Here is a 21,937-nt window from a genome sequence, read left to right on the forward strand (position 1 = left end):
TGGCGCTGGCTGCACTAGACGCAGCCCGCGGTCGTCCTGCCCCCCGAGCTGCTCACGCGGCTACGGGGGCATCGCTGTCTCGAGGCACGTGCGCAGCCTGCTCCACGAAGGAGTCCTCATGGCACGCATGCTCACCGGTGAGCGCCCCACCGGTCCCCTGCACATCGGCCACCTGTTCGGCACGGTTGCCAACCGGGTCCACCTGCAGCAGTCCGGCGTCGAGACGTTCCTGGTGCTAGCCGACTACCAGGTCATCACCGACCGGGAGGTGGTGGGCGACGTCGCCGGGAACGTGCACGAGATCGTGCTGGACTACCTCGCCGCGGGCATCGACCCGGACGCGGCGACGATCTTCACGCACAGCGCGGTCCCGGCCCTGCACCAGCTGATGCTGCCGTTCCTGTCGCTGGTGTCCGTGGCGGAGCTGGAGCGCAACCCCACCGTCAAGCAGGAGCTGGCCGACTCGGGCCGGTCGCTGTCGGGGCTGCTGCTGACCTACCCGGTGCACCAGGCCGCGGACATCCTGTTCTGCCACGCCGACGTCGTGCCCGTGGGCAAGGACCAGCTGCCGCACCTGGAGCTGACCCGGACCGTCGCGCGGCGGTTCACGCAGCGGTACGGCCCGTGCTTCGCCGAGCCGGAGGCGCTGCTGTCGGCGGCGCCGGTGGTGCTGGGGACCGACGGCCGCAAGATGAGCAAGAGCCGCGGCAACGCCATCGAGCTGCGCGCGACCGCCGACCAGACGGTCGCCGCGATCCGGTCCGCCAAGACAGACTCCGACCGGACCATCACGTACGACCCGGACGCGCGGCCCGAGGTCGCGAACCTGCTGCTCCTGGCGTCGCTGTGCACGGGCGTCGACCCGTCGACGATCGCCGACGAGATCGGGTCGGGCGGCTCGGCCCGGCTCAAGGCCGTGACCGCCGACGCGCTCGTCGAGCACCTCGCGCCGCTGCGCGCTCGCCGCGCCCTGTTCGCCGCGGACCGCGGCCTGGTGCCCGACATCCTCGCCCGCGGGAACGCGCACGCGAACGAGCTCGCGGACGCCACGATCCGTGACGTCCGCGAGCTCATGGGAATGGTCTACGACTGACTCACCACGTGGCGTTGCGAGCCAGCTCGAGGGCCATGCTCGGGAACCAGGCGCCGGCGGTCGGGCCGCCGTTGCACGTGCCGTCCGACTCGCCGGGGAGCTTGACCCACAGGAGGGCGTCGAGTCCTGAGCCGTCGTTCACCAGCGTCGGCCTCTCGCCGAGTGCGCGACCGCTCGGGTTGCACCAATCGCCGTTGGAGCCGTTGCCGTTGCGCGAGGTGTCGATGACGAACTTCCTGCCGCCCAGCTGCTGGGAGATCTGCTGGCCGTACGCCTTCGACGACGCCGTGGTCTGGTAGTTCGACGTGTTGAGGGCGAAGCCGACCGCGTACTCGAAGCCGACCTGGTTGAGCCGGCTCACGGCGGTGCTCACGGGCAGCCACGACGAGTGGCCGGCGTCGATGTAGACGCGGGCGCCCTTGAGGGTCAGGGACTTGGCCGCGTACTTGAGGTAGCCCACCCGGTCGCCCTGCCCGGCGCAGTCGCCCAGCTGGGCGAGGGCGTCCGGCTCGAGGACGACGTACGGCTTGCCCTGGATCCCCGCGGCGACCGCGTCGATCCACGCCGCGTACGCGCTCTCGGCGACGCCACCGCCCGAGTAGGAGCCGCAGTCGCGGCCCGGGATCGCGTAGATGACGAGCATCGGGGTCTTGCCGGCGGCGACCGCGCGGCCCGTGTAGTCGGCGACCTCGGCCCTGGAGTGCGCGGCGTCGGCCCAGTTGCCCACCCAGTACGCCTGCGGGGTCAGCGCGATCTTCTCCAGCAGCGCCTTGTCCGTGCCGGTGGCCACCTGCCACGCGCGGTAGCCCTGCGTGGTCGGGTCGACGTAGAAGCCGCTCGCCGTGGGGGGCGTGGTCGGTGTGGGGGTCGGGGTCACGGTCACCGTCGGGGTGGGGGTCGGGGTGGGCTTCGGGGTCGTCGTGGGTGTGGGTGTCACGGTAGGCGTCGTCGTCGGGGTGGTGCCCGTGCACGCGGTCCCGTTCACGGTGAACGCGGTGGGCACCGGGTTGGTGCCGCTCCAGGAGCCGTTGAAGCCGAAGCTCGTCTGCGCGTTCGTCGCCAAGGAGCCGTTCCACGCCAGGCTGGCGACGGAGACCGACGAGCCCGAGGTGGTGACGCTGCCGTTCCACAGCGAGGTGATCTTCTGGCCGGCCCCGAACGTCCACCCGACGGTCCACGCGCTCACCGGGTCGCCCAGGTTGGTGACCACCACGTTGGCGCCGAAGCCGCCCTGCCACTGGTTGGTCACCTGGTAGTCGACCTTGCAGCCGGGGGCAGCCTGCGCGGCGCTGGCGGTGACGGCGGTCAGGCCGGCCACCGCGACGGCCGCGGCGGCGAGCAGCGCGGTGATGCTTCTGCGGGTGGGCATGGGACTCCTCGGGACGGCTGCGGGCACCAGGTCTCGACGAGGAAACCCGACGCCCCGACGGTCTGGCGAGCGATCGGCCGGATCCGAATCGTTTAGCCATCCGAACCGGGTCGTCGATGCGCTTCCGCGCGCCGGGGCTCGTCACGTGGACCGATCGCGGCCATCCTGGGAGGTGGCGCGGTGATGCACCCGGCCGCCGCGTGGGAGGTCTGGCCATGCTGCGTCGACGCCTGCTCACCGCGCTCGTCCTCGTCGTCACCCTCGGCGCCTGCACCGGGCCGCCCACCACGCCCGCACCCGCGCCGTCGTCGGCCGCAGCCGCGGACGTCGCACCCACCAAGGGCTCGGGCGACGTCGAGCAGCCCCAGGAGCAGGGCGACGCGCTGCCCGTGCTCACGACCGCCGTCGCCGGGTCCGGCTCCCCCGCTTCGGTGGAGGCCGGCGTGGTCTGCCTGTTCTGGAACTGGGGCGGCGAGGGGACGCCACAGCTGACCGAGGGGATGTCGTTCGCCATCGTGCACGCCGAGGTCCAGCCGGCCACGTGGTCGGTCTACGCCGACGCCTGCACCGGCCAGTCCGGCCCCGCCTGCATCGGCGCGACGATCACGGTCGACAACTCGGGCTGCCTGGTCGGGTTCGCCCGGGACAGCGGGCCGACCGCCGAGGCCGGCGCGAAGGCGCTCGTCGGGATGCAGGGCACGTTCGCCTGCGCCGAGCCCGCGACGACCGCCGACTGCGACGACGCGGCCACGGCCCTCGGCGCCGCCCCGGACGTCTCGCCGGACCTCGACCTGGAGAGCTTCGCGGTCACCAACGGGGACGGCTGACGTGGCGACCACCCCGAGCGGCCGCGCGCTGCCCGGGTGGCTCACGCTGGCGACGCAGATCGCCGCGCCGATCACGCTGGTGACCACGCTGCTCTTCTACTTCGGGTACGTGTTCACGCGGTCGGAGTACGCCTACTTCGGGGTGGACGTCGACACCATCGGGCTCACGCCGCGCGACTACGTGATGCGCAGCCCGCAGCCGCTGCTGGTCCCCCTGTTGGTGCTCACCGTCGTCTCGGTGGCCGTGGTCGCTCTGCACGGCCGGATCGACGTCCGCGCGCGGGAGGCACGAGCGGTCGACGGCGGGGAGGCCCGGGTCCAGCGCACCGCCCGCGTGTGGGTGACCGCCGGCTGCGTGGTGCTGGGGGCAGGCCTCGTGCTCCTCGTGGCGTACGCGTGGTGGGGGGCGTGGCCGTACCTGTCGCTGGTGTCGGCGGCGCTGATCGGGGTCGGCGCCGCGGTCTGCGCGCTGACGCTCGGGTACGCGACGACCCGGGCCCCCGGGATCGTCGCCGGGATGTGGGTGCTCGTCCTCGCGGCCGCGTTCTGGGCCGTGTCCATCACCGCCGACTGGTCCGGCCGCGGGCAGGCGCAGCAGACGGCCCGCAACCTCGACGACCTGCCCGCCGTCATCCTCGACAGCCCCTCCGACCTGCACCTGCGCAACACGGTCGGCGCGCCCGAGGACCTCTGCTGGACCACCGGCGACGCTCCCGACCCCGCCTGCGCCCTGCTCACCGAGCAGCCGCGCTACCGCTACCGGGGGCTACGGCTGCTGGTGCAGGGGCCCACCGCGATGTTCCTGGTGCCCTCCGCCTGGTCCGCGAGCGCGACGACCCTGATGGTCCCGAGGACCGCGGACGTGCGGCTGCAGTTCCAGTTCGTCAACGTGCCACCGGGCTAGCTAGTCGCGGGGCCGACCGGGTCCCCGCATGCCCCGCTGGTACTCGCGAGTCCTCTGCTTCCAGCGGTGCTTCTCCTCGGCGGCCAGCCGGGCGTCGGACCGACGCGCCTGGTAGGCCGCCTCCCGCGCCAGGCGGCGCCAGCTCTCGAACCGGCGCTCGGGCAGCTCCCCGCTGTCGACGGCCGCCTCGATCGCGCACCCCGGCTCGCCGGCGTGGTGGCAGTCGGCGAACCGGCACTGCGCGGCGAGCTCCGCGACGTCGGCGAACGTGGTGTCCAGCGCGTCGGCGTCCGCCACCAGCCCGACGCCGCGGATGCCGGGCGTGTCGATGAGCACCGCCCCACCGGCCAGCGGGACGAGCTCGCGGTGGGTCGTGGTGTGCCGGCCGCGGCCGTCCGCACGCCGCCCGCCGGTCGCCATGACCTCGCGGCCGGCCAGCGCGTTGACCAGCGTGGACTTGCCCGCGCCGGAGGGCCCGACGGCGACCAGCGTGGTGCCCGGCACGAGCAAGGCCCGGACGGGGTCGAGACCCTGGCCCGTGGGGACGCAGACCGCGTGCACGTCGACCGCCAGAGCGACCGCGGCGACCTCGTCGGCCATGCCCGCCGGGTCCGGGACCAGGTCCGCCTTGGTGAGCACGACCACGGGCCGGGCGCCCGAGCGCCACGCCAGCGTGAGCAACCGCTCGACCCGGCCGAGGTCCGGGTCCGGGTCGAGGTGCTCGACGACCAGCACGACGTCGATGTTCGCGGCCAGCGCCTGCACGCGGGACGTCTCCCCGGCCGTGTCGCGGACCAGGGCGGTGCGACGGGCGCCGAGCGTGCGGGCGTGCGCGCCGCCGTCGACCTCGTCGATGAGCAGCCAGTCCCCGACCGTCGGCGCGAGGCGCTCACCGTCCTCGGTGGCCACCAGCCCGTCGCGGTCGAGCGTCACGCGGCGGGGATCCCCCTCGTCGAGCGCGCCCGCGGGCAGCACGAGGACCGCGCCCTTGTCGGCACGCACCACGCGGACGTGGTCGGGAGAGGGATCGAGTGGCACGACCTCGACGGTAGGTACGTGCCGGCGACGGGGCCACGGAAATAGCGCGGCGGGGGATCCGGCGCGCGAGAACAACATGGCACGCGTTGTCGATGGCCAGAACGCGTCCCATGTTGTTCTCGAGCCTCACCTGGCCTGATGGGTTGTCGGGGGCTCTAGCCGAACCAGCGGGGAAGGGTCGCCTCGTGGGCGGCGCGGGCCTCGTCGAGCGGCAGGGTGAACACGCCCTGCACCTCGACCGCCGGGCCGTGCACGTGGTCGGACTCGTCGACCGGCGTGCCGGCGCCCGGCGAGCACGACTCGGCCGTCTCCCCCAGCCGCAGCGCGGGGACGCCGCGCGCGGTGCAGAGGTCGACCAGGCGGACCTCCTCCGAGCGCGGGACGGCGACGAGCACCCGGCCCGTGGACTCGGAGAACAGGGCCTCGAACGGCGTCACGCCGTCGCGGGCGCACAGCGCCTCCAGGGCGACCTGCACGCCGACGCCGTAGCGCAGGCTCGACTCGATGAGCGCCTGGACCAGGCCGCCCTCGGAGAGGTCGTGCGCGGCGTCGACCAGCTCGTCGCGGCTGGCGCGGACGAGGACCTCGGCCAGCCGGCGCTCGGCCGCCAGGTCCACGGCCGGCGGGAGCCCGCCGAGGTGGCCGTGCACGACGTCGGCCCAGGCGGAGCCGTCCAGCTCGGGTCGCGTGGGGCCCAGCAGGTACACGGCCTGGCCGGGGGCGGTCCAGCCGGACGGGGTGGCGTCCGCGACGTCGTCGAGGACGCCCAGCACGCCGACCACCGGGGTCGGGTGGATGGCCGAGTCGATGAGGCCCGGCTCGCCCGTGCCGTTGTAGAGCGACACGTTGCCGCCGGTCACCGGCACCTCGAGCACCTGGCACGCGTCGGCCAGACCGCGGATGGCCTCGACCAGCTGCCACATGGAGTCGGGGTGCTCGGGGCTGCCGAAGTTGAGGCAGTCGGTCACGGCCAGGGGGCGGGCGCCCGTCGTCGCGACGTTGCGGTACGCCTCCGCGAGGGCCAGCTGCGCGCCCGTGTACGGGTCGAGCTTGGCGTACCGGCCGTTGGCGTCGGTGGCCAGGGCGACGCCCAGACCGGTCGACTCGTCGACGCGGATCACGCCCGAGTCGTCGGGCTGCGCGAGCGCGGTGTTGCCCTGCACGAACCGGTCGTACTGGTTGGTCACCCACGCCTTCGACGCGAGGTTCGGGCTGGCCAGCAGCTGCAGCGCGGTCGCGCGGAGCTCGGCGTTCGTCGACGGCTTGGCCAGGGCGGCCGTGGTGTCGGCGTTCAGCCCGTCCTGCCAGGCCGGACGCGCGTACGGGCGGTCGTAGACCGGACCGTCGTGCGCGACCGAGCGGGGCTCGACGTCGACGATGCGCTCGCCGTGGTGGTCGATGGTGAGGCGGCCCGTGCCGGTGACCTCACCGATCACGGCGGTCTCGACGTCCCACTTGCCGGTGATGGCCAGGAACTCGTCGAGCTGGTCGGGCCGGACCACGGCCATCATGCGCTCCTGCGACTCCGACATGAGGATCTCGCCGGCGGTCAGCGTGGGGTCGCGCAGCAGCACGTTCTCGAGGTCGACGTGCATGCCGCCGTCGCCGTTGGAGGCCAGCTCGCTGGTCGCGCAGGAGATGCCCGCGGCGCCCAGGTCCTGGATGCCCTCGACCACGCGCGCGGCGTAGAGCTCGAGGCAGCACTCGATGAGCACCTTCTCCATGAACGGGTCGCCCACCTGCACCGACGGACGCTTGGACGGCTTGGTGTCGTCGAACGTCTCGCTGGCCAGGATCGAGGCGCCGCCGATGCCGTCGCCGCCCGTGCGCGCGCCGAACAGGACGACCTTGTTGCCCGCGCCGGACGCGTTGGCCAGGTGGATGTCCTCGTGCCGCAGCACGCCGAGGCACAGCGCGTTGACCAGCGGGTTCCCCTGGTAGGACGCGTCGAAGACCAGCTCGCCGCCGATGTTCGGCAGGCCGAGGGAGTTGCCGTAGCCGCCGACGCCGGCCACGACGCCGTGCACGACGCGGGCCGTGTCGGGGTGGTCGACCGCGCCGAACCGCAGCTGGTCCATGACCGCGACCGGCCGGGCACCCATCGAGATGATGTCGCGCACGATGCCGCCGACGCCCGTGGCCGCGCCCTGGTACGGCTCGACGTAGGACGGGTGGTTGTGCGACTCGACCTTGAACGTCACCGCCCAGCCGTCGCCGATGTCCACGACGCCCGCGTTCTCGCCGATGCCGACGAGCAGGTGCTCCTTCATGGCGTCGGTCGTCTTGTCGCCGAACTGGCGCAGGTGGTTCTTGCTCGACTTGTACGAGCAGTGCTCCGACCACATGACCGAGTACATGGCGAGCTCGGCGGCCGTGGGGCGGCGGCCGAGGATGTCGCGGATGCGCTGGTACTCGTCCGGCTTCAGGCCCAGCTCCGCGAACGGCTGCTCCTGGTCCGGCGTCGCGGCGGCGACGTCGACGGTGTCGGTCTGGGGGGCGCGCGCAGGTGCGGTGGTCATCGATTCCCTCGGTGGAGACCCGTGGCTCTCTCGCCGCCGTGCGGCAGCGCGGCCGACGTCGGCAGACGTGGCTCAGGATACCGGGGCGCGGAGGCCGCCCGGCGCAGCGTCCAGGACCCGCCGAGGCCCTGTGCCCACGAGCAATCCGGACCAGTTTCCGGCGGTCGTGCGCCCCGGGCAACCACCGGGACTGACCAGGACGGACGTGCCGTCGAGCACGTGCCGCCGCGACCACGATCGGGCCGATGTCGTGTTCCTCCGAGTTGCGCGGTTCGTCCGGCCGTGTGACGGTCAAGCCATGAAAGCGCTTCCTATGGACACCGGCGACGGCCGTCCGAGCGCTGCCCCGGTGACGATCTACGACGTGGCCGAGCGTGCCGGCGTCGGCATCGCGACCGTCTCCCGCGCCCTGCGCGGCTCGGCCCCGGTGGCCGAGGCGACCCGCGCCCGCGTGCTCGAAGCGGTGGCGGACCTGGGCTTCCGCCCCAGCCACGCCGGCACGTCGCTGGCCGAGCGCAAGCACGCCGCGAACGGCATCGTCTTCCCCGACCTGTCCGGCCCGTACTACGCCGAGGTGCTGCTCGGGTACGAGGAGACCGCCTCGCGGCTGGGCCGCAGCGTCCTCGTCCTGGCCACCCACGGACGCCCGGACCCGGCCACCGCCGTGCGCGACCTCGCCGGCCGGGTCGACGGGCTCGTCGTGCTCGGTCGCACGATCCCCGACCACGTCGTCGAGGAGCTCAGCGCGTTCGGCCTGCCGATCGTCGTCGTCGCCCGTCCCGAGGTCGCCGGCGTCGACTCGATCCGCGCCGACGGGCTCGACGCCGCCCGCGCTCTCGGCGAGCACCTCGCCTCGCACGGCGTCCGCCGGGTCGCGTTCCTCGGCTCGCCCGAGGAGTCCCCCGACGTCGCCGAGCGCTGGCGCGGGGTCCGCGAGGGCCTCGGCAAGCACGGCATCGAACCGACCGTCACGCCGTGCCACTTCGACGAGGCGTCCGGCGCCCGCGTCGCGGCCGGCCTGCTCGCGGTCCGCGACCGCCCCGACGCCCTCGTGTGCGCCAACGACGAGATCGCGCTCGGCGCGATCGTCGCCGCCGAGGAGGTCGGCCTGCGGGTCGGGCGCGACATCGCCATCACCGGCTGGGACGACGTGATGGCCGCGCGCCACGCCCGCCCCGCCCTCACCACAGTCCGACAGCCGATGCGCACGCTCGGGGCACTCGCCGCCGAGGTGCTGGACCAGCGCATCACCGGAAACCGCACGACCCCGCGGCACGAGTCGCTCGCCACCGACCTGGTGGTCCGCGACAGCTGCGGCCTGCACCCCTGACAGACCCCACGAGGGGCTGTCCAGGTTCGAGGAGGAACCGCCATGAGGAGATCCACGCGCGCCAGCGTCGCCGCGTTGGCCATCACGACGTTCGCCCTGACCGCCGCGTGCGGTCGGAGCAACGACACGGCCGCCCAGGACACCAGCGCCGCACCCGTCGCCACCGGCGACGTCAGCGGCACGGTCAGCGTCTGGGCCATGGGCACCGAGGGGCAGGCGCTCGGCGAGTTCGCCAAGGCGTTCACCGAGGAGAACCCCGACGTCACGATCGACGTCACGGCGATCCCCTGGGATGCGGCCCACGACAAAATCGCGACCGCCATCGCGGCCGACGAGACCCCCGACGTCTCGATGATCGGGACCACCTGGATGGGCGAGTTCGCCTCCACGGGCGGCCTCGACGCGACGCCGGACGTCGTCGACAAGTCCACCTTCTTCCCCGGCGCCTGGGGCTCCACCGAGGTCGGCGGGACGTCGTACGGCGTGCCGTGGTACGTCGAGACCCGCGTGATCTACGTCGACACCGCGCTCGCCGAGAAGGCCGGCGTCTCGCCGACGCCCGCCACCTGGGACGACCTCATGGCCACCTCGAAGGGCATGCAGTCCGCCGGGGCGCAGTGGGGCATCAACCTGCAGCCGGGCCAGACGGGCGCGTGGCAGACGTTCCTGCCGTTCGCGTGGCAGGCCGGCGCCGAGATCATGAACTCCGACAACACGAAGTTCACGTTCGACAGCCCCGAGTTCGTCAAGGCGCTCACGTACTACCAGTCGTTCTTCACCGACGGCGTCGCCCCCGAGGAGCTCCCCGACGGCACGCTCGAACCCGACTTCGTGGCCGGCAAGATCGGCGCGTTCTCGTCCGGGCCGTGGCACATCGGGATCCTCAAGGACACCGGCGGCGAGGACTTCATGAACGGCGTGACCCTGGCGCCGATGCCCAAGGACGTCAAGCAGGCGTCGTTCATCGGCGGGTCCAACCTCGCCGTGTTCAAGAACGCGAAGAACCGCGACGCCGCCTGGAAGTTCGTTCAGTGGCTGAGCCAGCCCGACGTGCAGGCGAAGTGGTACGCCACGACCAGCGACCTGCCCGCCGTGCAGTCGGCCTGGGACCAGGGCGACCTGGCCTCCGACGCGAACCTCGCGGTGTTCGGCGAGCAGATGAAGACGGCGATGGCGCCGCCCAGCATCCCGACGTGGGAGCAGGTCGCCAACGTCATCGACACCGAGCTGGAGAAGGTCTGCAAGACCGGCGAGGACCCGGCGGAGGCTGCGAAGGCCATCCAGCAGCAGGCCGAAGCGATCGGCACGGGGCTCTGACGTCATGGCCGCGACCCTGACCTCAGGGCCGGGCGTGGTGCCCGTGGGGGCGGCCGACCAGGCCGCCCCCCGGGTACGACGCTCGTCGCCCCTGCGCCGCCGGCGCAGCATCGCCGCGTGGGGCATGGCAGCACCGTTCGTCCTGCTGTTCCTCGTGTTCATGGCGTGGCCGGTGATCTCGTCGCTCTTCATGAGCGTCACCGACATCAAGAGCCGCGACCTGCAGAACCCGTTCGCGGTCAACTTCGTCGGGCTCGACAACTTCGCGACCGTGCTCACGGACCCGACGTTCCAGAAGGCGGCGTTCAACACGCTGTACTTCGTCGTCGTCGGCGTCCCGCTGACCATGCTCGTGGCGCTCGCCATCGCGATCGCGCTGAACACCGGCATCACCAAGCTGTCCGGGTTCTTCCGGATCGGCTACTACATGCCGGTCGTCACCTCGATCGTGGCCGTCGCCGTCGTCTGGCGGTTCCTGCTGCGGCCCGAGAACGGCCTCATCAACGAGGTGCTCAGCTGGGTCGGCATCACCGGTCCCGACTGGCTGGGCAGCACGACGTGGGCGATGCCGTCCCTGATCGCCATGTCCGTCTGGCGCTCGCTGGGCACGCTCGTCGTGATCTTCCTGGCCGGCCTGCAGTCGGTGCCCAAGGCCCTGCACGAGGCGGCCGCGCTCGACGGCGCCAACGCGTGGCAGCGACTCCGCCGGATCACCATCCCCACGATCCGCCCGACCATGCTCTTCGCCGGCGTGATCACCGGCATCGGCTTCCTGCAGTTCTTCGAGGAGCCGTTCGTGATGACCCAGGGCGGACCGCTGAACAGCACGCTCTCGGTCGCCTACCTCGTCTACAACACGTTCGGGTTCGGCAACTACGGCGTCGCCGCGGCCATGAGCTACGTGCTGTTCGCCGCGGTCGTCCTCCTGACGATCGTGCAGTTCAAGGTGCTGGGTGAGCGCGACGACGCGGCCGGCCCGACCCGCCGCTGGTTCCGTCGCTCGGGAGGTGCGTCCGCATGACGACCGTTGCTGATCGACCCACAGTGACCAAGCCCCGGGGCACCGAGGGGTCGCACATCGGCGAGCCGCAGGCCAGGCCCTGGCTCTACGTGGTGCTGGGCATCGGCCTGGTGCTCGTGGTCACGCCCTTCGTGTGGATGCTGCTCGGCTCGCTGATGACCGAGGGCGAGCTGCGCGCCAACCCGCCCACGTGGTTCCCGCACAACCCGTCGCTCGACAACTTCCGCGAGCTGTTCACGCAGCTCGACTTCCCGCAGTTCTTCGCCAACTCGACGTTCGTCGCGATCGCGGTGACGCTCGGCAACCTGGTGTTCTGCTCGATGCTCGGGTACGCGTTCGCCAAGATCGACTTCTGGGGGCGCACCTGGCTGTTCCGGCTCGTGCTGGCCACGCTGATGGTCCCCGGGATGGTCACGCTGGTCCCGCTGTTCGTGCTGGTCAGCAACCTGGGCATGGTGAACACCTACTTCGGGCTGATCCTGCCGTTCCTGGCCGGGCCGTTCGGGGTGTTCCTCATGCGGCAGTTCATGCAGGGCATCCCCGACGAGCTGATCGACGCCGCGCGCGTCGACGGCGCCGGCGAGCTGCGGATCTTCGCGCGGGTGGTCATGCCGCTGTGCAAGCCCGCCCTGGCGACGCTCGCGATCCTCACGTTCCTCGGGTCCTGGAACAACTTCCTGTGGCCGCTGGTCGTGTCCAGCACCGAGCACATGTACACCCTGCCGGTCGCGCTGGCGCTGGTCAGCGTCGGGCAGAACTCGACGCAGTACGGGCTGCTGCTGGCCGGAGCCATGGTCATCGTCGTCCCGATCCTGATCGTGTTCTTCGCCCTGCAGAAGCACTTCGTCCAGGGTCTGGCGACCACTGGCCTCAAATCATGAAGGGCTCAACGATGAGACTCCGACCCCTCGCGGCTGCAGCAGCGGCCGCCGCACTCCTCGTCACCGGGGCGACGACCGCCTCCGCGGGCGGCCACCACCACGACGACGGCACGCTGACCCGCCAGGACCGCGCCGACCTGCGCCGCTGGGCCACCGACACCTGGACCTCGTTCGTCGCCATGACGGACGAGACCACCGGGCTGCCCGCCGACAACATCGAGGCCTCGCTCGACCCCGCCACCCGCTCGGGCTACACGTCGCCGACGAACATCGGCGCCTACATGTGGTCCACCGTCTCCGCCGAGGAGCTCGGGATCATCGGCAAGCGCGAGGCCCGGCAGCGCCTCACGCAGACGCTGACCACGCTCGCGACGATGGAGCGCCACGAGCCGAGCGGCATGTTCTACAACTGGTACGACGAGCACACGGGCGCCAAGCTCACCGCGTTCCCCAGCGGCGACACGGTGTACCCGTTCCTCTCGACCGTGGACAACGGCTGGTTCGCGGCCGCGCTCATGGTGGTCCGCACCGCCGAGCCGTCGCTGCGCAAGCAGGTCGACGTGCTGCTGGACCCGATGAACTTCGCGGCGTTCTACGACGCGAACCAGTTCGGCGGCACCAGGCCCGGCATGATGCGCGGCGGCTTCTGGGCCGACGCGCCCAACGTCGAGACCGACCCGGGCAAGGTCGCGGGGTCGCCCGTGTACTTCACCAAGAACCACTACGACATCACCAACTCCGAGCCGCGGATCGCCAGCTACATCGGCATCGCGCGCGGCCAGATCCCGCCCGCGCACTACTTCGCGACCAACCGCACGTTCCCGGCCAGCTGTGACTGGTCGTGGCTCGAGCAGCGGCCGGTCGGCGTCACGCGGACGTACGAGGGCATCGACGTGTTCGAGGGCGCCTTCACCTACCGCGGCATGCACATCGTCCCGACGTGGGGCGGCGACATGTTCGAGGAGCTCATGCCCGACCTGCTGGTGCCCGAGTCCACCTGGGCCCCGAAGAGCTGGGGCGTCAACCACCCGCTGGCCGTCCGCGCGCAGATCGAGCACGGCCTCGACGAGGCCGGCTACGGCTACTGGGGCTTCTCGCCCGCCAGCGACCCGTTCGCCGAGTACAACGTGTACGGCGTCGACGCCATCGGCATGAGCCCCGAGGGCTACCCGTCCGACCACGAGGCGACCAACGTCGACGCGGGCTACGACGGCTGCCGCCCGGCGACGAACCCGACGCCGACGTTCGGCGACGGCGTCGTCACCCCGCACGCCTCGTTCCTCGCACTGCCGTACGCGCCCCGGGAGGCCGTCGACAACCTGCGCAACATCGAGACCACGCTCGGCGCCTACGGGGACGGCGGCTTCTACGACTCGGTCGCGGTGCGGTCGAACACGCAGGCCAAGCGGTACCTGTCGCTCGACCAGGGCATGGTCCTGGGCGCCGTCGGCAACCTGCTGGGCAACGACGTGCTGCACCGCTCGTTCGGCACCAAGGACGTGGAGAAGGTCCTGCGCCCGCTCATCGGCCAGGAGGAGTTCTCTGCCGGGCTGGTGACCAAGTGACCGGGGCCCGCACGGACTGGGAGGCCCGGATCGGGCGTCGGTCGGACACGGTGGCCGCCGGGGAGATCCCGGTGCTCGCCCCGCCCTCGGGCGTCTACGCGGCGCCGGGCGTCGGCCAGGTCACCCTGCACTGGGACCCGGTCGACGGCGCGGTCGGCTACCAGGTGCTCCGGGACGGCGTCCCGCTGGACCACCACGGCGGCGACGTGCTCGCCGTGCCGCACGGGCCGTACGCCGACACGACGGGCGAGCCCGGCGTGCCCCACCGGTACGCGGTGGCCACGGTCACCGACGTCGATGTGACCGGGCCGGCCGGGAGCGAGGTCGTCGCGGCCTCGCTGCCGGCCGACGCCCCGGCCGAGGTCGAGGTGCTGGTGGACCTGCAGTCGGTCGTGCGCGACCTGCCGCGCCCGTGGCGGCCGATGATCGGCTCGGAGCACCTGAGCCTGCTGCTCAGCGACGAGACGGTGGGCGGTCAGAGCATCGCCGCCGACCTCACCGGCGCGCTGCGCGCGGCGCACGACGAGCTCGGGGTCTCCACGGTCCGGGCGCACGCGATCCTCTGCGACGACCTCGGCGTGTACCGCGAGATCGACGGCGAGCCGGTGCACGACTTCTCCGGCATCGACGCCACGTACGACGCGCTGCTCGCGCTCGGCCTGCGGCCGGTCGTCGAGCTGTCGTACATGCCGCGGGACCTGGCCGCGGACCCGTCCGTGACGGTGTTCGACTACGCCGCGATCGTGTCGCCGCCGAAGGACTGGGACCGCTGGGCGTCCTTGATCACGGCGCTCACCCAGCACCTGGTCGACCGCTACGGGCTCGAGGAGGTCCGCTCGCAGTGGTCGTTCGAGGTGTGGAACGAGCCCAACCTCGAGGTGTTCTGGTCCGGCACGCGCGAGGAGTTCTGGCGGCTCTACGACGTGACGGTCCGCGCGGTCCGGGCGGTCGACGACGAGCTCGTCGTGGGCGGTCCCTCCACGGCCGCCGCGGGGTGGGTCGACGGCCTGCTCGAGCACGTCGCCGGCTCGGGTGCGCCCGTCGACTTCGTCTCGACGCACACCTACGGCAACGCGCCCCTGGACCTGCGGGCGACGCTCGCGCGCCACGACCGCCAGGACGCCCAGATCTGGTGGACCGAGTGGGGCGTCAGCCCGACGCACTTCGGCAACGCCAACGACGGCGTGTTCTCCGCGGCGTTCCTGGCGCGCGGGATGCGCTCGGCGGCGGGGCGGATCCACGCCCTGTCCTACTGGGTGGTCTCGGACCAGTTCGAGGAGCTGGGCCGTCCGCCGCGGCTGCTGCACGGCGGGTTCGGCCTGCGGACCGTGGGTGAGCTACGCAAGCCCCGCTGGTGGGCGCTGTGGCTGCTCGAGCAGCTCGGCGTGGACGAGGTCGCGGCGACCGTCACCGGTGACGGCGCGGACAGCCTGGTCGAGGCGTGGGCGTCGCGGGACGACGACCGCGTGGCGGTCGCGCTCTGGAACGGCACGCTCGACCAGACCAAGGTCGACGGGTCGGCCGAGCTCGCCCGCACCGCGCGCGTCGTGCTCGACGGGGTGCCGGACGGCTCCTGGGTCGTGCGCGAGTCGCGGGTCGACGCGGACCACTCGAACATCGCCGCCGTCTGGGCGTCGATGTCGGGCGGTGCCGACTGGCCCACCGACGAGCAGTGGTCCGCCCTGCGCGCCGCGGACGTGCTGTCGGTGACCGAGCGGCCGTGGGACGGCACCGACGTGACCGTCGAGCTGCCGAACCCCTCGATCGTGCTGGTCGAGCTGGTGCGGCCGGCTTGATCTCTCGCACGGCCGTCGTCTACCAGGTCTACGTCCGCTCCTTCCGGGACGCGGACGGCGACGGCGTCGGTGACCTCGCGGGACTGACCGCGGGTCTCGACGCCGTCGCGCGCCTGGGGGTCGACGCCGTGTGGCTGACGCCCGTCTACCGCTCGCCACAGGCCGACCACGGGTACGACGTGGCGGACCACCGCGACATCGACCCGCTGTTCGGGGACCTCGCCGACTTCGACGCCCTCGTCGCCGCGGCCCACGAGCGGGGGCTCGGCGTGGTGATGGACCTGGTGCCCAACCACGTGTCCGACCAGCACCCCTGGTTCGTCGCCGCCCGCGCCGGCGGCCCCGAGCGCGCCCTCTTCCACGTGCGCCCGGAGCCCACCGGGTGGCGGTCGATGTTCGGCGGCTCCGCCTGGTCCCCGCTGCCCGACGGCGCCTGGTACCTGCACCTGTTCGCGCCCGAGCAGCCGGACCTCAACTGGTCCCACCCGCGGGTGCAGGAGGACTTCGCGCAGACGCTGCGGTTCTGGCTGGCGCGCGGGGTGGACGGGTTCCGCGTGGACGTCGCGGGTGGGCTGGCCAAGGACCCGTCCTACGACGAGGTCCGGCGCGGTGCCGACCACCCGCACTGGGACCGGGCCGAGGTGCACGAGATCTACCGCTCGTGGCGCGAGGTGCTGGGGCCCGGCGTCCTCGCGGTCGCCGAGGCGTGGGGGCCGCCCGAGCGCACCGCCGCGTTCGCCCGGCCCGACGAGCTGGGCCAGGCGTTCGCGTTCGACGTCCTGCGCACGCCCTGGTCGGCGGCCGCGCTGCGCCGGACCGTCGACGCCCAGCTGGCGGCCCACCGCGCGGTCGGCGCGCTGCCCGCGTGGGTGGCGGGCAACCACGACATCGCCCGCGTCGCCACCCGCCTCGGACCTGAGCGTGCTCTCGCGCTGCACCTGTTCCTGCTCGCGCTGCCGGGGGCGTTCTACCTCTACGCCGGTGACGAGCTCGGGCTGCCCGACGCCGACGTGCCGCCCGAGGCGTGGCAGGACCCGCAGTCGCTGCGGTCCGGCGGCCGGCTGCCCAACCGCGACGGCGCCCGCGTCCCCCTGCCCTGGACCTCCGGCGCCGGCGTCGGGTTCACCACGGGCGAGCCCTGGCTCCCGATCCCCGCCGGGTGGGCGGACTACGCGCGCGACCGCCAGGAGGCCGACCCCACGTCGTCGTGGTCCGTCCTGCACGGCGCCCTCGTGGTCCGGTCGGACCTGTGGGAGTCGGAGGACCTCCGCTGGCAGGACGCCCCGCGCGGGGTGCTCGTCGCCCGTCGCGGCGACGCCGTCGTGGTGCTCAACGCGTCGTCGCGACCGTGGCCGCTGGAGCGGCTGACCCCGGGAGTCGTGGTCGCGCGGAGCAACCCGTCCGCCGATGCGTCGATCGTCACCCCATCGGAGTGTGTCTGGCTGCGCGTCGGACCGGTACGTTTCCGAGGGTGACTGCACGGGGGGCTCTGGCGACGACTCTCCTCGTCCTCGCGCTCGCGGCCTGCACCCCGGGCCACGCCGAGCCGCCCGCACCCGCGAGCCCGGTCGCGACCCCGGCACCGACCGTCGCCACGAACCCGGACGACCCGGTGGTGGTGCGCGCGACCGGCGCCCCCCTGACCTCGGGGACGGTGACCATGACCGTCGCCACGCCCGCCATGGTGGTGACCCCCGACCCCGACGGCTCGACCCACCTCGCCGTCCCCGGTGGCGACGCCCGGCTCGCGGCGCCCGAGGGCATGACCGTCACGGCGCTGCCGGACGGCTCGGGCGTGGTCCGCGACGGCAGCGGCACCTTCGTGGCCGGGCTGACCATCGAACCGTGGGGCGCCCGGCTGGTGCAGGTGGGCCCCGAGGTCGTCCGGCTGACGTCCGCCGACGACACCACCAGTCCGACCGGGGCCTGGTTCACGTCCGTCGCCGTGGACAGCGCAGTCTGGGGCCAGGCCGAGGGCGGTCGGTCGCTGGCGGTCTCCCCGAGCGGGTGGGCGCGCGTCGGCAGCCTGGCCGCGCAGGAGGGGTTGTGGGCGCAGGTGGTGAGCCACGCCCCGGACGCCGACACCCCCGGCATGCAGGCGCAGCTCGAGTGCCACGAGCTCGGCGCACCCGACAAGGAGACCTGGAACCTCGAGCCGTGGCGGCCGGTGGTGGACTCGCTCGAGATGATCAAGGACCGCTGCAACCCGGAGTGAGCGGCCCGGGCCCGGCCGCTGCTACGGTCGCGCGCATGCGCCGGAACCCGACGAACCGCGCATCCGGTGCGGCGGCCCTGGTCGCCGCGATCGGGTGGCTGCTCAGTGGTGCCGTCCGCGCCTCCTTGGCCGGGTCGACCTGGAGCTCGGGCGCGCTGGTCGAGCTCCTGGTGCCGACGACGGGCGGCTCCCTCGTGCACAGCACCGTGCCGCCGCTGGTGCTCGCCGGCCTGGTCGGCGCGCTCGTCGTCGGCGCCGTGACCGGGCTGGTGACCCTCGTCGCGCTGCGCACCGGCGGCGCCGGTAGGCCGACCGCCGTGCTCGCCTGCTGGTTCGCCGCGGTGGCCGGCAGCGTGCTCGGCCAACTGGTCGCCGGGCTGCTCGTGCAGGGCAGCGGCTGGCCAGTCGTCGGGTACGACCTGCCCTCGGCCCTGTGGGGCGGCCCGTACTGGGGGGTGCTCTACGGGTGGTCGGTGGGCCTGGTCGCCGTGGCGGTCCTGCGTCGGGCCGGCGTCACCCTGCCCTCGCCCGCGGGCGTCCGCGCAGGTGACGCGGCCCTGACAGCCGGCTTCGTCGCGGGACTCGGCTGGGCGTTCACCGGCCTGCTGCACCGGGGCGCGGCCCAGACCCGGCCCCTGTCGATCCTGCTGTCCAACACCTCGACCGACTACCTCGACGCCCCGGGTGCCGCGCCGGTCGTGGCGTTCGTGGTGGCCACCGTGACGGTCGGCGTCGTCGCCGGCGTCGTCGCGCGGGTGGCGGCGCGGTCCGTCGACGTGGCCTCGGCGCGGACGCCCTTCGTGCTGGCCGTGTGGCTCGGGTCGGTGCTCGCCGCCTCCGTCGGCCCCGTCGTGACCGCCCTGGGCTACGTCGTCGGCACGGGCGACGACTGGTCGCTCGGCGTCGTGCTCAACGTGCTCGCCGCGACCCTGCCGACCAACGCGCTGTGGGGCCTGCTGTACGGCTGGCTCGTCGCGCTCGCCGCACTCGCGGTGCTGCTCCGCACCAACCCGTCCGCCGCCGCGACGACCGAGCCCCACCTCCCGGCGCATCGCGCGCCGTAGAGGTGGGGCTCGGGGCGCGTCAGCGCGTGTGCTTCTCCGGGCGGGGAGCCTCGCCGGACGCACGCTGCGCCCGGTAGTAGGCGCGGGCCTCGTCCTGCCGCTCCTGCTCGGCACCTGACGCGATCGGCGCGCGCAGGTGCGCCTGCTCGTAGCCGAACGCGTCGACCAGGCTCTGCGCGTGCGGGCGCAGCCGGGCCAGCAGGCGGTCGATGTACGACGTGACTGTGCGGGCGCGACCTGCCGAGAGCCGGCCGTTGAGCAGGTACCAGGTGAGGTTCCGCTCGACCACCGTCAGCCCGAACAGGTCACGCACCCACGTGAGGATCTGCTTCGTGCCCGGGTCGGTCACGCGCTCGAGGGCCGCCGTGAACGACTCCCACTGGACCAGCTCGGCGTGCGCACGCGCGGCCGCGATCAGCTCGTGCTGGTGGGCGTTGAACAGCGCCGCAGCCGTCGCCGCGTCGGCCTTCTGGGCTGGGCGCAGGGCCTGGGCGACCTCGGCCACCATCGTCTCGACCCGGTCCACCAGCAGCTCGCGCTGGGTCGACGTCTCGCGCAGCTGACCCGCCGAGCGTCGGGGGTCGCCCACATCGGCGATCGTCTGCACGGCCCGGTGCAGCGGCGTGCGGTACCGGGCGGCGTCGGACGCGCGCTCGGCCACCATCCGGGCGACCTTGGTCGCGTCGAGGTGCTTGAAGCCCTTCGCGTAGTCGGCGAGCAGGCGCTTGCCGACGAGCTGCAGCAGGACCGTGTTGTCGCCCTCGAACGTCGCGTAGACGTCCATGTCGGCGCGCAGCCCGGTGAGCCGGTTCTCGGCCAGGAAGCCCGCGCCGCCGCAGGCCTCGCGGGCGACCTGCAGGGTGTTCAGGGCGTGCCACGTCGACGCCGGCTTGAGCGCGGCGGCGAGCGTCTCGAGGTCCTCGCGGGTCTCGGGGGTGTCGTTGCGGCCCGAGAACACGTCGTCGAACGCGGCGAGCAGGTCCTCGTGCGCGAACCCGGCGGCGTACGTCTCCGCGAGCAGCGGGAGCAGGCGGCGCTGGTGCTCGGCATAGTCGAGGATGACGACCTCGTCCGTCGGCGACGCGGCGTTGAACTGCCGGCGCTGGTTGCCGTACGTGATCGCGATGGTGAGGCCCACGCGGGCGGCCGTGACCGCGGCGCCGTCCAGCGAGACGCGGCCCTGCACCAGCGTGCCCAGCATCGTGAAGAACCGGCGGCCGGGGCTGGCGATCGGCGACGAGTAGGTGCCGTCCTCGGCCACGTCGCCGTACCGGTTGAGCAGGTTGGTGCGCGGGACCCGCACGTGGTCGAACCAGAGCCGGCCGTTGTCGATGCCGTTGAGGCCGCCCTTGAGCCCGTCGTCCTCGCCGCCGACGCCCGGCAGGAACTCCATCGTGTCCGCGTCGCGGATCGGGACGTAGAACGCGTGCACGCCGTGGTCCACGCCCTCGGTGACCAGCCGGGCGAACACCGTCGCGGCCGTGCCGTGCTGGCCGGCGTTGCCGAGGTAGTCCTTCCAGGCCGCGCGGAACGGCGTGTGGACGACGAACTCCTGCGTGGCGGGGTCGTACGTGGCCGTGGTGCCGATGGCCGCGACGTCCGAGCCGTGGCCCGTCTCCGTCATCGCGAAGGCGCCCGGCACCTTGACCGAGAGGGCGTCCGCGAGGAACTGGTCGTGGTTGCGCTCGGTGCCCAGGTGGTAGATCGCCGACGCGAACAGGCCCCACTGCACGCCCGACTTGATCTGCAGCGACGGGTCGGCGTGCGTGAGCTCCTCGAACCGGGCCAGGAAGCCGCCGTGGTCCTCGGCGCCGCCGAACCGCTCGGGGAACGAGCGGTGCACGTCGCCCTCGGCCGCCAGCAGCCGCAGCTGGCCGATGACCCGCTCGCGGTGGTCGGCCAGCGACTGGCCCTCGATGCGGTGGAAACGCTCGTCACGCATCAGCGTGCGGGCCGCCAGGCGCAGCTCCGGGTAGTGCCCCAGGAGCACCTGGTGCAGGTGCTCGATGTCGATGTTGGTGACGTCGGCGTCGAGGCGCGGGTCGCCGGAGTCGGGCGCCTCGACCGTGGGGCGGGGGGCGGTGGTGGTCATCGAGAGTCCTCCGGGGCGATCGTGTGGTCAGGGGTGGTGCGGTGACGGTCACGGGCGAGCAGCCCGACGGGTCCGGCCCAGAGCCAGGCGGCGACCTGGGCGGTGATCTCTTCGCGGTCCGCGCTGGCCGGGTCGTCGCGGTGGGCCAGCCACCACTCGCCCGAACCGCGGACGAAGCCGACGGCGCCGGCGGCCCAGGACTCGGCCAGGGCGACGCGGGCGGCCAGCGCGTCGGTGTCCGCCGCCTCGCCGCCCTCGGGGCGCCGGGCCGTTCGCCGGCCGTCGGCGTGCTCCTCGGTCAGCCCCCGCGCGAACGGCGCGGCGACCAGCGCGGTGACCGAGTCGAGGAAGTGCCCCAGCGGGCCGCCGGACTCGACCGAGCCGTTGCGGGTCACGAACGCGTAGACGTTGGGCGACGACTCGATCATCTCGAGGTAGACCGCGACCATCGCCCGCAGGCCGTCGCGCGGGGTCGGCGCGATCCGCAGGACGCCCTCGAGCGCCCCCTGGATCTGCAGCACGACGGCCTCGGCGACGGCGATCTGCAGGCCCGTCTTGTCGGCGAAGTAGCGGTAGACAATCGACTTGGAGGTGCCCGCGGCGGCCGCGATCTCCTCCATCGACACGTCGGGGCCTTTGTGGTGCACGGTGCGGCGCGCGATGCGCACCAGCTCGGCGCGACGGGCCTCGCGGTGGTCGGCCCACCGGGTGGACCGGCCGTCGGCCGCGAACGCGTCCTCGGGCGGTCGCCGGTTGGTGGGGGGCACGGGAAGGGCCGGTCGCGCACGACCGGCCTCGGTGGTCAACAGGGTGAGGGCCGTCGCCTTCGACGGGCCCGGTGTGACAGGGCTCACGAGACCGAAGGTATCAGGTACTGTGGGTTTCGGACACCACGAGCGCACTCGC

General features: G+C 73.1%; 17 protein-coding genes. 12 read left to right on the top strand and 5 right to left on the bottom strand.

The window, feature by feature from the left end:
• Positions 1-118 precede the first annotated feature (118 nt).
• Entirely contained in the window at positions 119-1,093 is a 975-nt protein-coding gene (trpS, locus tag AC1DWH_RS15960) for a tryptophan--tRNA ligase (protein WP_477094496.1), read from the top strand.
• Between the two features lies 1 nt (position 1,094).
• Here the strand turns inward: trpS and AC1DWH_RS15965 are convergent, their stop codons facing one another.
• Entirely contained in the window at positions 1,095-2,462 is a 1,368-nt protein-coding gene (locus AC1DWH_RS15965) for a glycoside hydrolase family 6 protein (protein WP_477094497.1), read from the bottom strand.
• 215 nt (positions 2,463-2,677) lie between these two features.
• On the opposite strand from AC1DWH_RS15965, the gene AC1DWH_RS15970 reads away from it, so the two are divergent.
• Both AC1DWH_RS15970 and AC1DWH_RS15975 read left to right on the top strand, forming a co-directional pair.
• Positions 2,678-3,289 carry a hypothetical protein gene (locus AC1DWH_RS15970; RefSeq protein WP_456844221.1) on the top strand — a complete coding sequence of 204 codons (612 nt, stop codon included), beginning with the start codon at positions 2,678-2,680 and terminating at the stop codon, positions 3,287-3,289.
• A gap of 1 nt (position 3,290) precedes the next feature.
• Positions 3,291-4,193, top strand: a complete 903-nt coding sequence (locus AC1DWH_RS15975; protein WP_456844220.1) for a hypothetical protein — start codon at positions 3,291-3,293, stop codon at positions 4,191-4,193.
• On the opposite strand, the gene rsgA is transcribed toward AC1DWH_RS15975, so the two are convergent.
• Entirely contained in the window at positions 4,194-5,231 is a 1,038-nt protein-coding gene (rsgA, locus tag AC1DWH_RS15980; protein WP_477094498.1) for a ribosome small subunit-dependent GTPase A, read from the bottom strand.
• 155 nt (positions 5,232-5,386) lie between these two features.
• The gene (gene purL, locus AC1DWH_RS15985; RefSeq protein WP_477094499.1) at positions 5,387-7,750 is read right to left on the bottom strand and encodes a phosphoribosylformylglycinamidine synthase subunit PurL; all 2,364 of its coding nucleotides are present in this window, start codon (positions 7,748-7,750) and stop codon (positions 5,387-5,389) included.
• Positions 7,751-8,048: 298 nt separating this feature from the next.
• Between purL and AC1DWH_RS15990 the strand changes: the two genes are divergently transcribed.
• Genes AC1DWH_RS15990 through AC1DWH_RS16030 form a run of 9 tightly spaced genes read left to right on the top strand, consistent with a single transcriptional unit; the run spans position 8,049 to position 18,939 of the window.
• Positions 8,049-9,080 carry a LacI family DNA-binding transcriptional regulator gene (locus AC1DWH_RS15990; protein WP_477094500.1) on the top strand — a complete coding sequence of 344 codons (1,032 nt, stop codon included), beginning with the start codon at positions 8,049-8,051 and terminating at the stop codon, positions 9,078-9,080.
• 42 nt (positions 9,081-9,122) lie between these two features.
• Positions 9,123-10,397 (top strand): sugar ABC transporter substrate-binding protein, encoded by a 1,275-nt coding sequence (locus AC1DWH_RS15995; protein ID WP_477094501.1) that lies wholly within the window; start codon positions 9,123-9,125, stop codon positions 10,395-10,397.
• A 4-nt stretch (positions 10,398-10,401) separates the two neighbouring features.
• Entirely contained in the window at positions 10,402-11,418 is a 1,017-nt protein-coding gene (locus AC1DWH_RS16000) for a carbohydrate ABC transporter permease (protein ID WP_477094502.1), read from the top strand.
• The gene (locus tag AC1DWH_RS16005) at positions 11,415-12,299 is read left to right on the top strand and encodes a carbohydrate ABC transporter permease (protein WP_456844214.1); all 885 of its coding nucleotides are present in this window, start codon (positions 11,415-11,417) and stop codon (positions 12,297-12,299) included. The genes AC1DWH_RS16000 and AC1DWH_RS16005 overlap by 4 nt, the downstream gene beginning before the upstream one ends.
• Positions 12,300-12,310: 11 nt before the next feature.
• Positions 12,311-13,864, top strand: coding sequence for a glucoamylase family protein (locus AC1DWH_RS16010; RefSeq protein ID WP_477094503.1), 1,554 nt, complete (start codon positions 12,311-12,313; stop codon positions 13,862-13,864).
• Positions 13,861-15,660: a GH39 family glycosyl hydrolase gene (locus AC1DWH_RS16015; RefSeq protein ID WP_477094504.1), complete on the top strand. Its 1,800-nt coding sequence runs from the start codon at positions 13,861-13,863 to the stop codon at positions 15,658-15,660. The genes AC1DWH_RS16010 and AC1DWH_RS16015 overlap by 4 nt, the downstream gene beginning before the upstream one ends.
• Positions 15,657-17,135 carry an alpha-amylase family glycosyl hydrolase gene (locus AC1DWH_RS16020; protein ID WP_477094505.1) on the top strand — a complete coding sequence of 493 codons (1,479 nt, stop codon included), beginning with the start codon at positions 15,657-15,659 and terminating at the stop codon, positions 17,133-17,135. Before AC1DWH_RS16015 ends, AC1DWH_RS16020 begins: the two co-directional genes overlap by 4 nt.
• Entirely contained in the window at positions 17,132-17,875 is a 744-nt protein-coding gene (locus AC1DWH_RS16025; protein ID WP_477094506.1) for a DUF2599 domain-containing protein, read from the top strand. The genes AC1DWH_RS16020 and AC1DWH_RS16025 overlap by 4 nt, the downstream gene beginning before the upstream one ends.
• Positions 17,876-17,910: 35 nt before the next feature.
• Entirely contained in the window at positions 17,911-18,939 is a 1,029-nt protein-coding gene (locus AC1DWH_RS16030) for a hypothetical protein (protein ID WP_477094507.1), read from the top strand.
• Positions 18,940-18,958: 19 nt separating this feature from the next.
• On the opposite strand, the gene AC1DWH_RS16035 is transcribed toward AC1DWH_RS16030, so the two are convergent.
• Together AC1DWH_RS16035 and AC1DWH_RS16040 are read right to left on the bottom strand one after the other, a co-directional pair.
• Positions 18,959-21,031, bottom strand: coding sequence for an acyl-CoA dehydrogenase family protein (locus tag AC1DWH_RS16035; RefSeq protein ID WP_477094508.1), 2,073 nt, complete (start codon positions 21,029-21,031; stop codon positions 18,959-18,961).
• Positions 21,028-21,885, bottom strand: coding sequence for a TetR/AcrR family transcriptional regulator (locus tag AC1DWH_RS16040; RefSeq protein ID WP_477094509.1), 858 nt, complete (start codon positions 21,883-21,885; stop codon positions 21,028-21,030). The genes AC1DWH_RS16035 and AC1DWH_RS16040 overlap by 4 nt, the downstream gene beginning before the upstream one ends.
• Between the last annotated feature and the right edge of the window lie 52 nt (positions 21,886-21,937).

Source organism: Cellulomonas sp. P2_F12 (genome assembly GCF_056403775.1).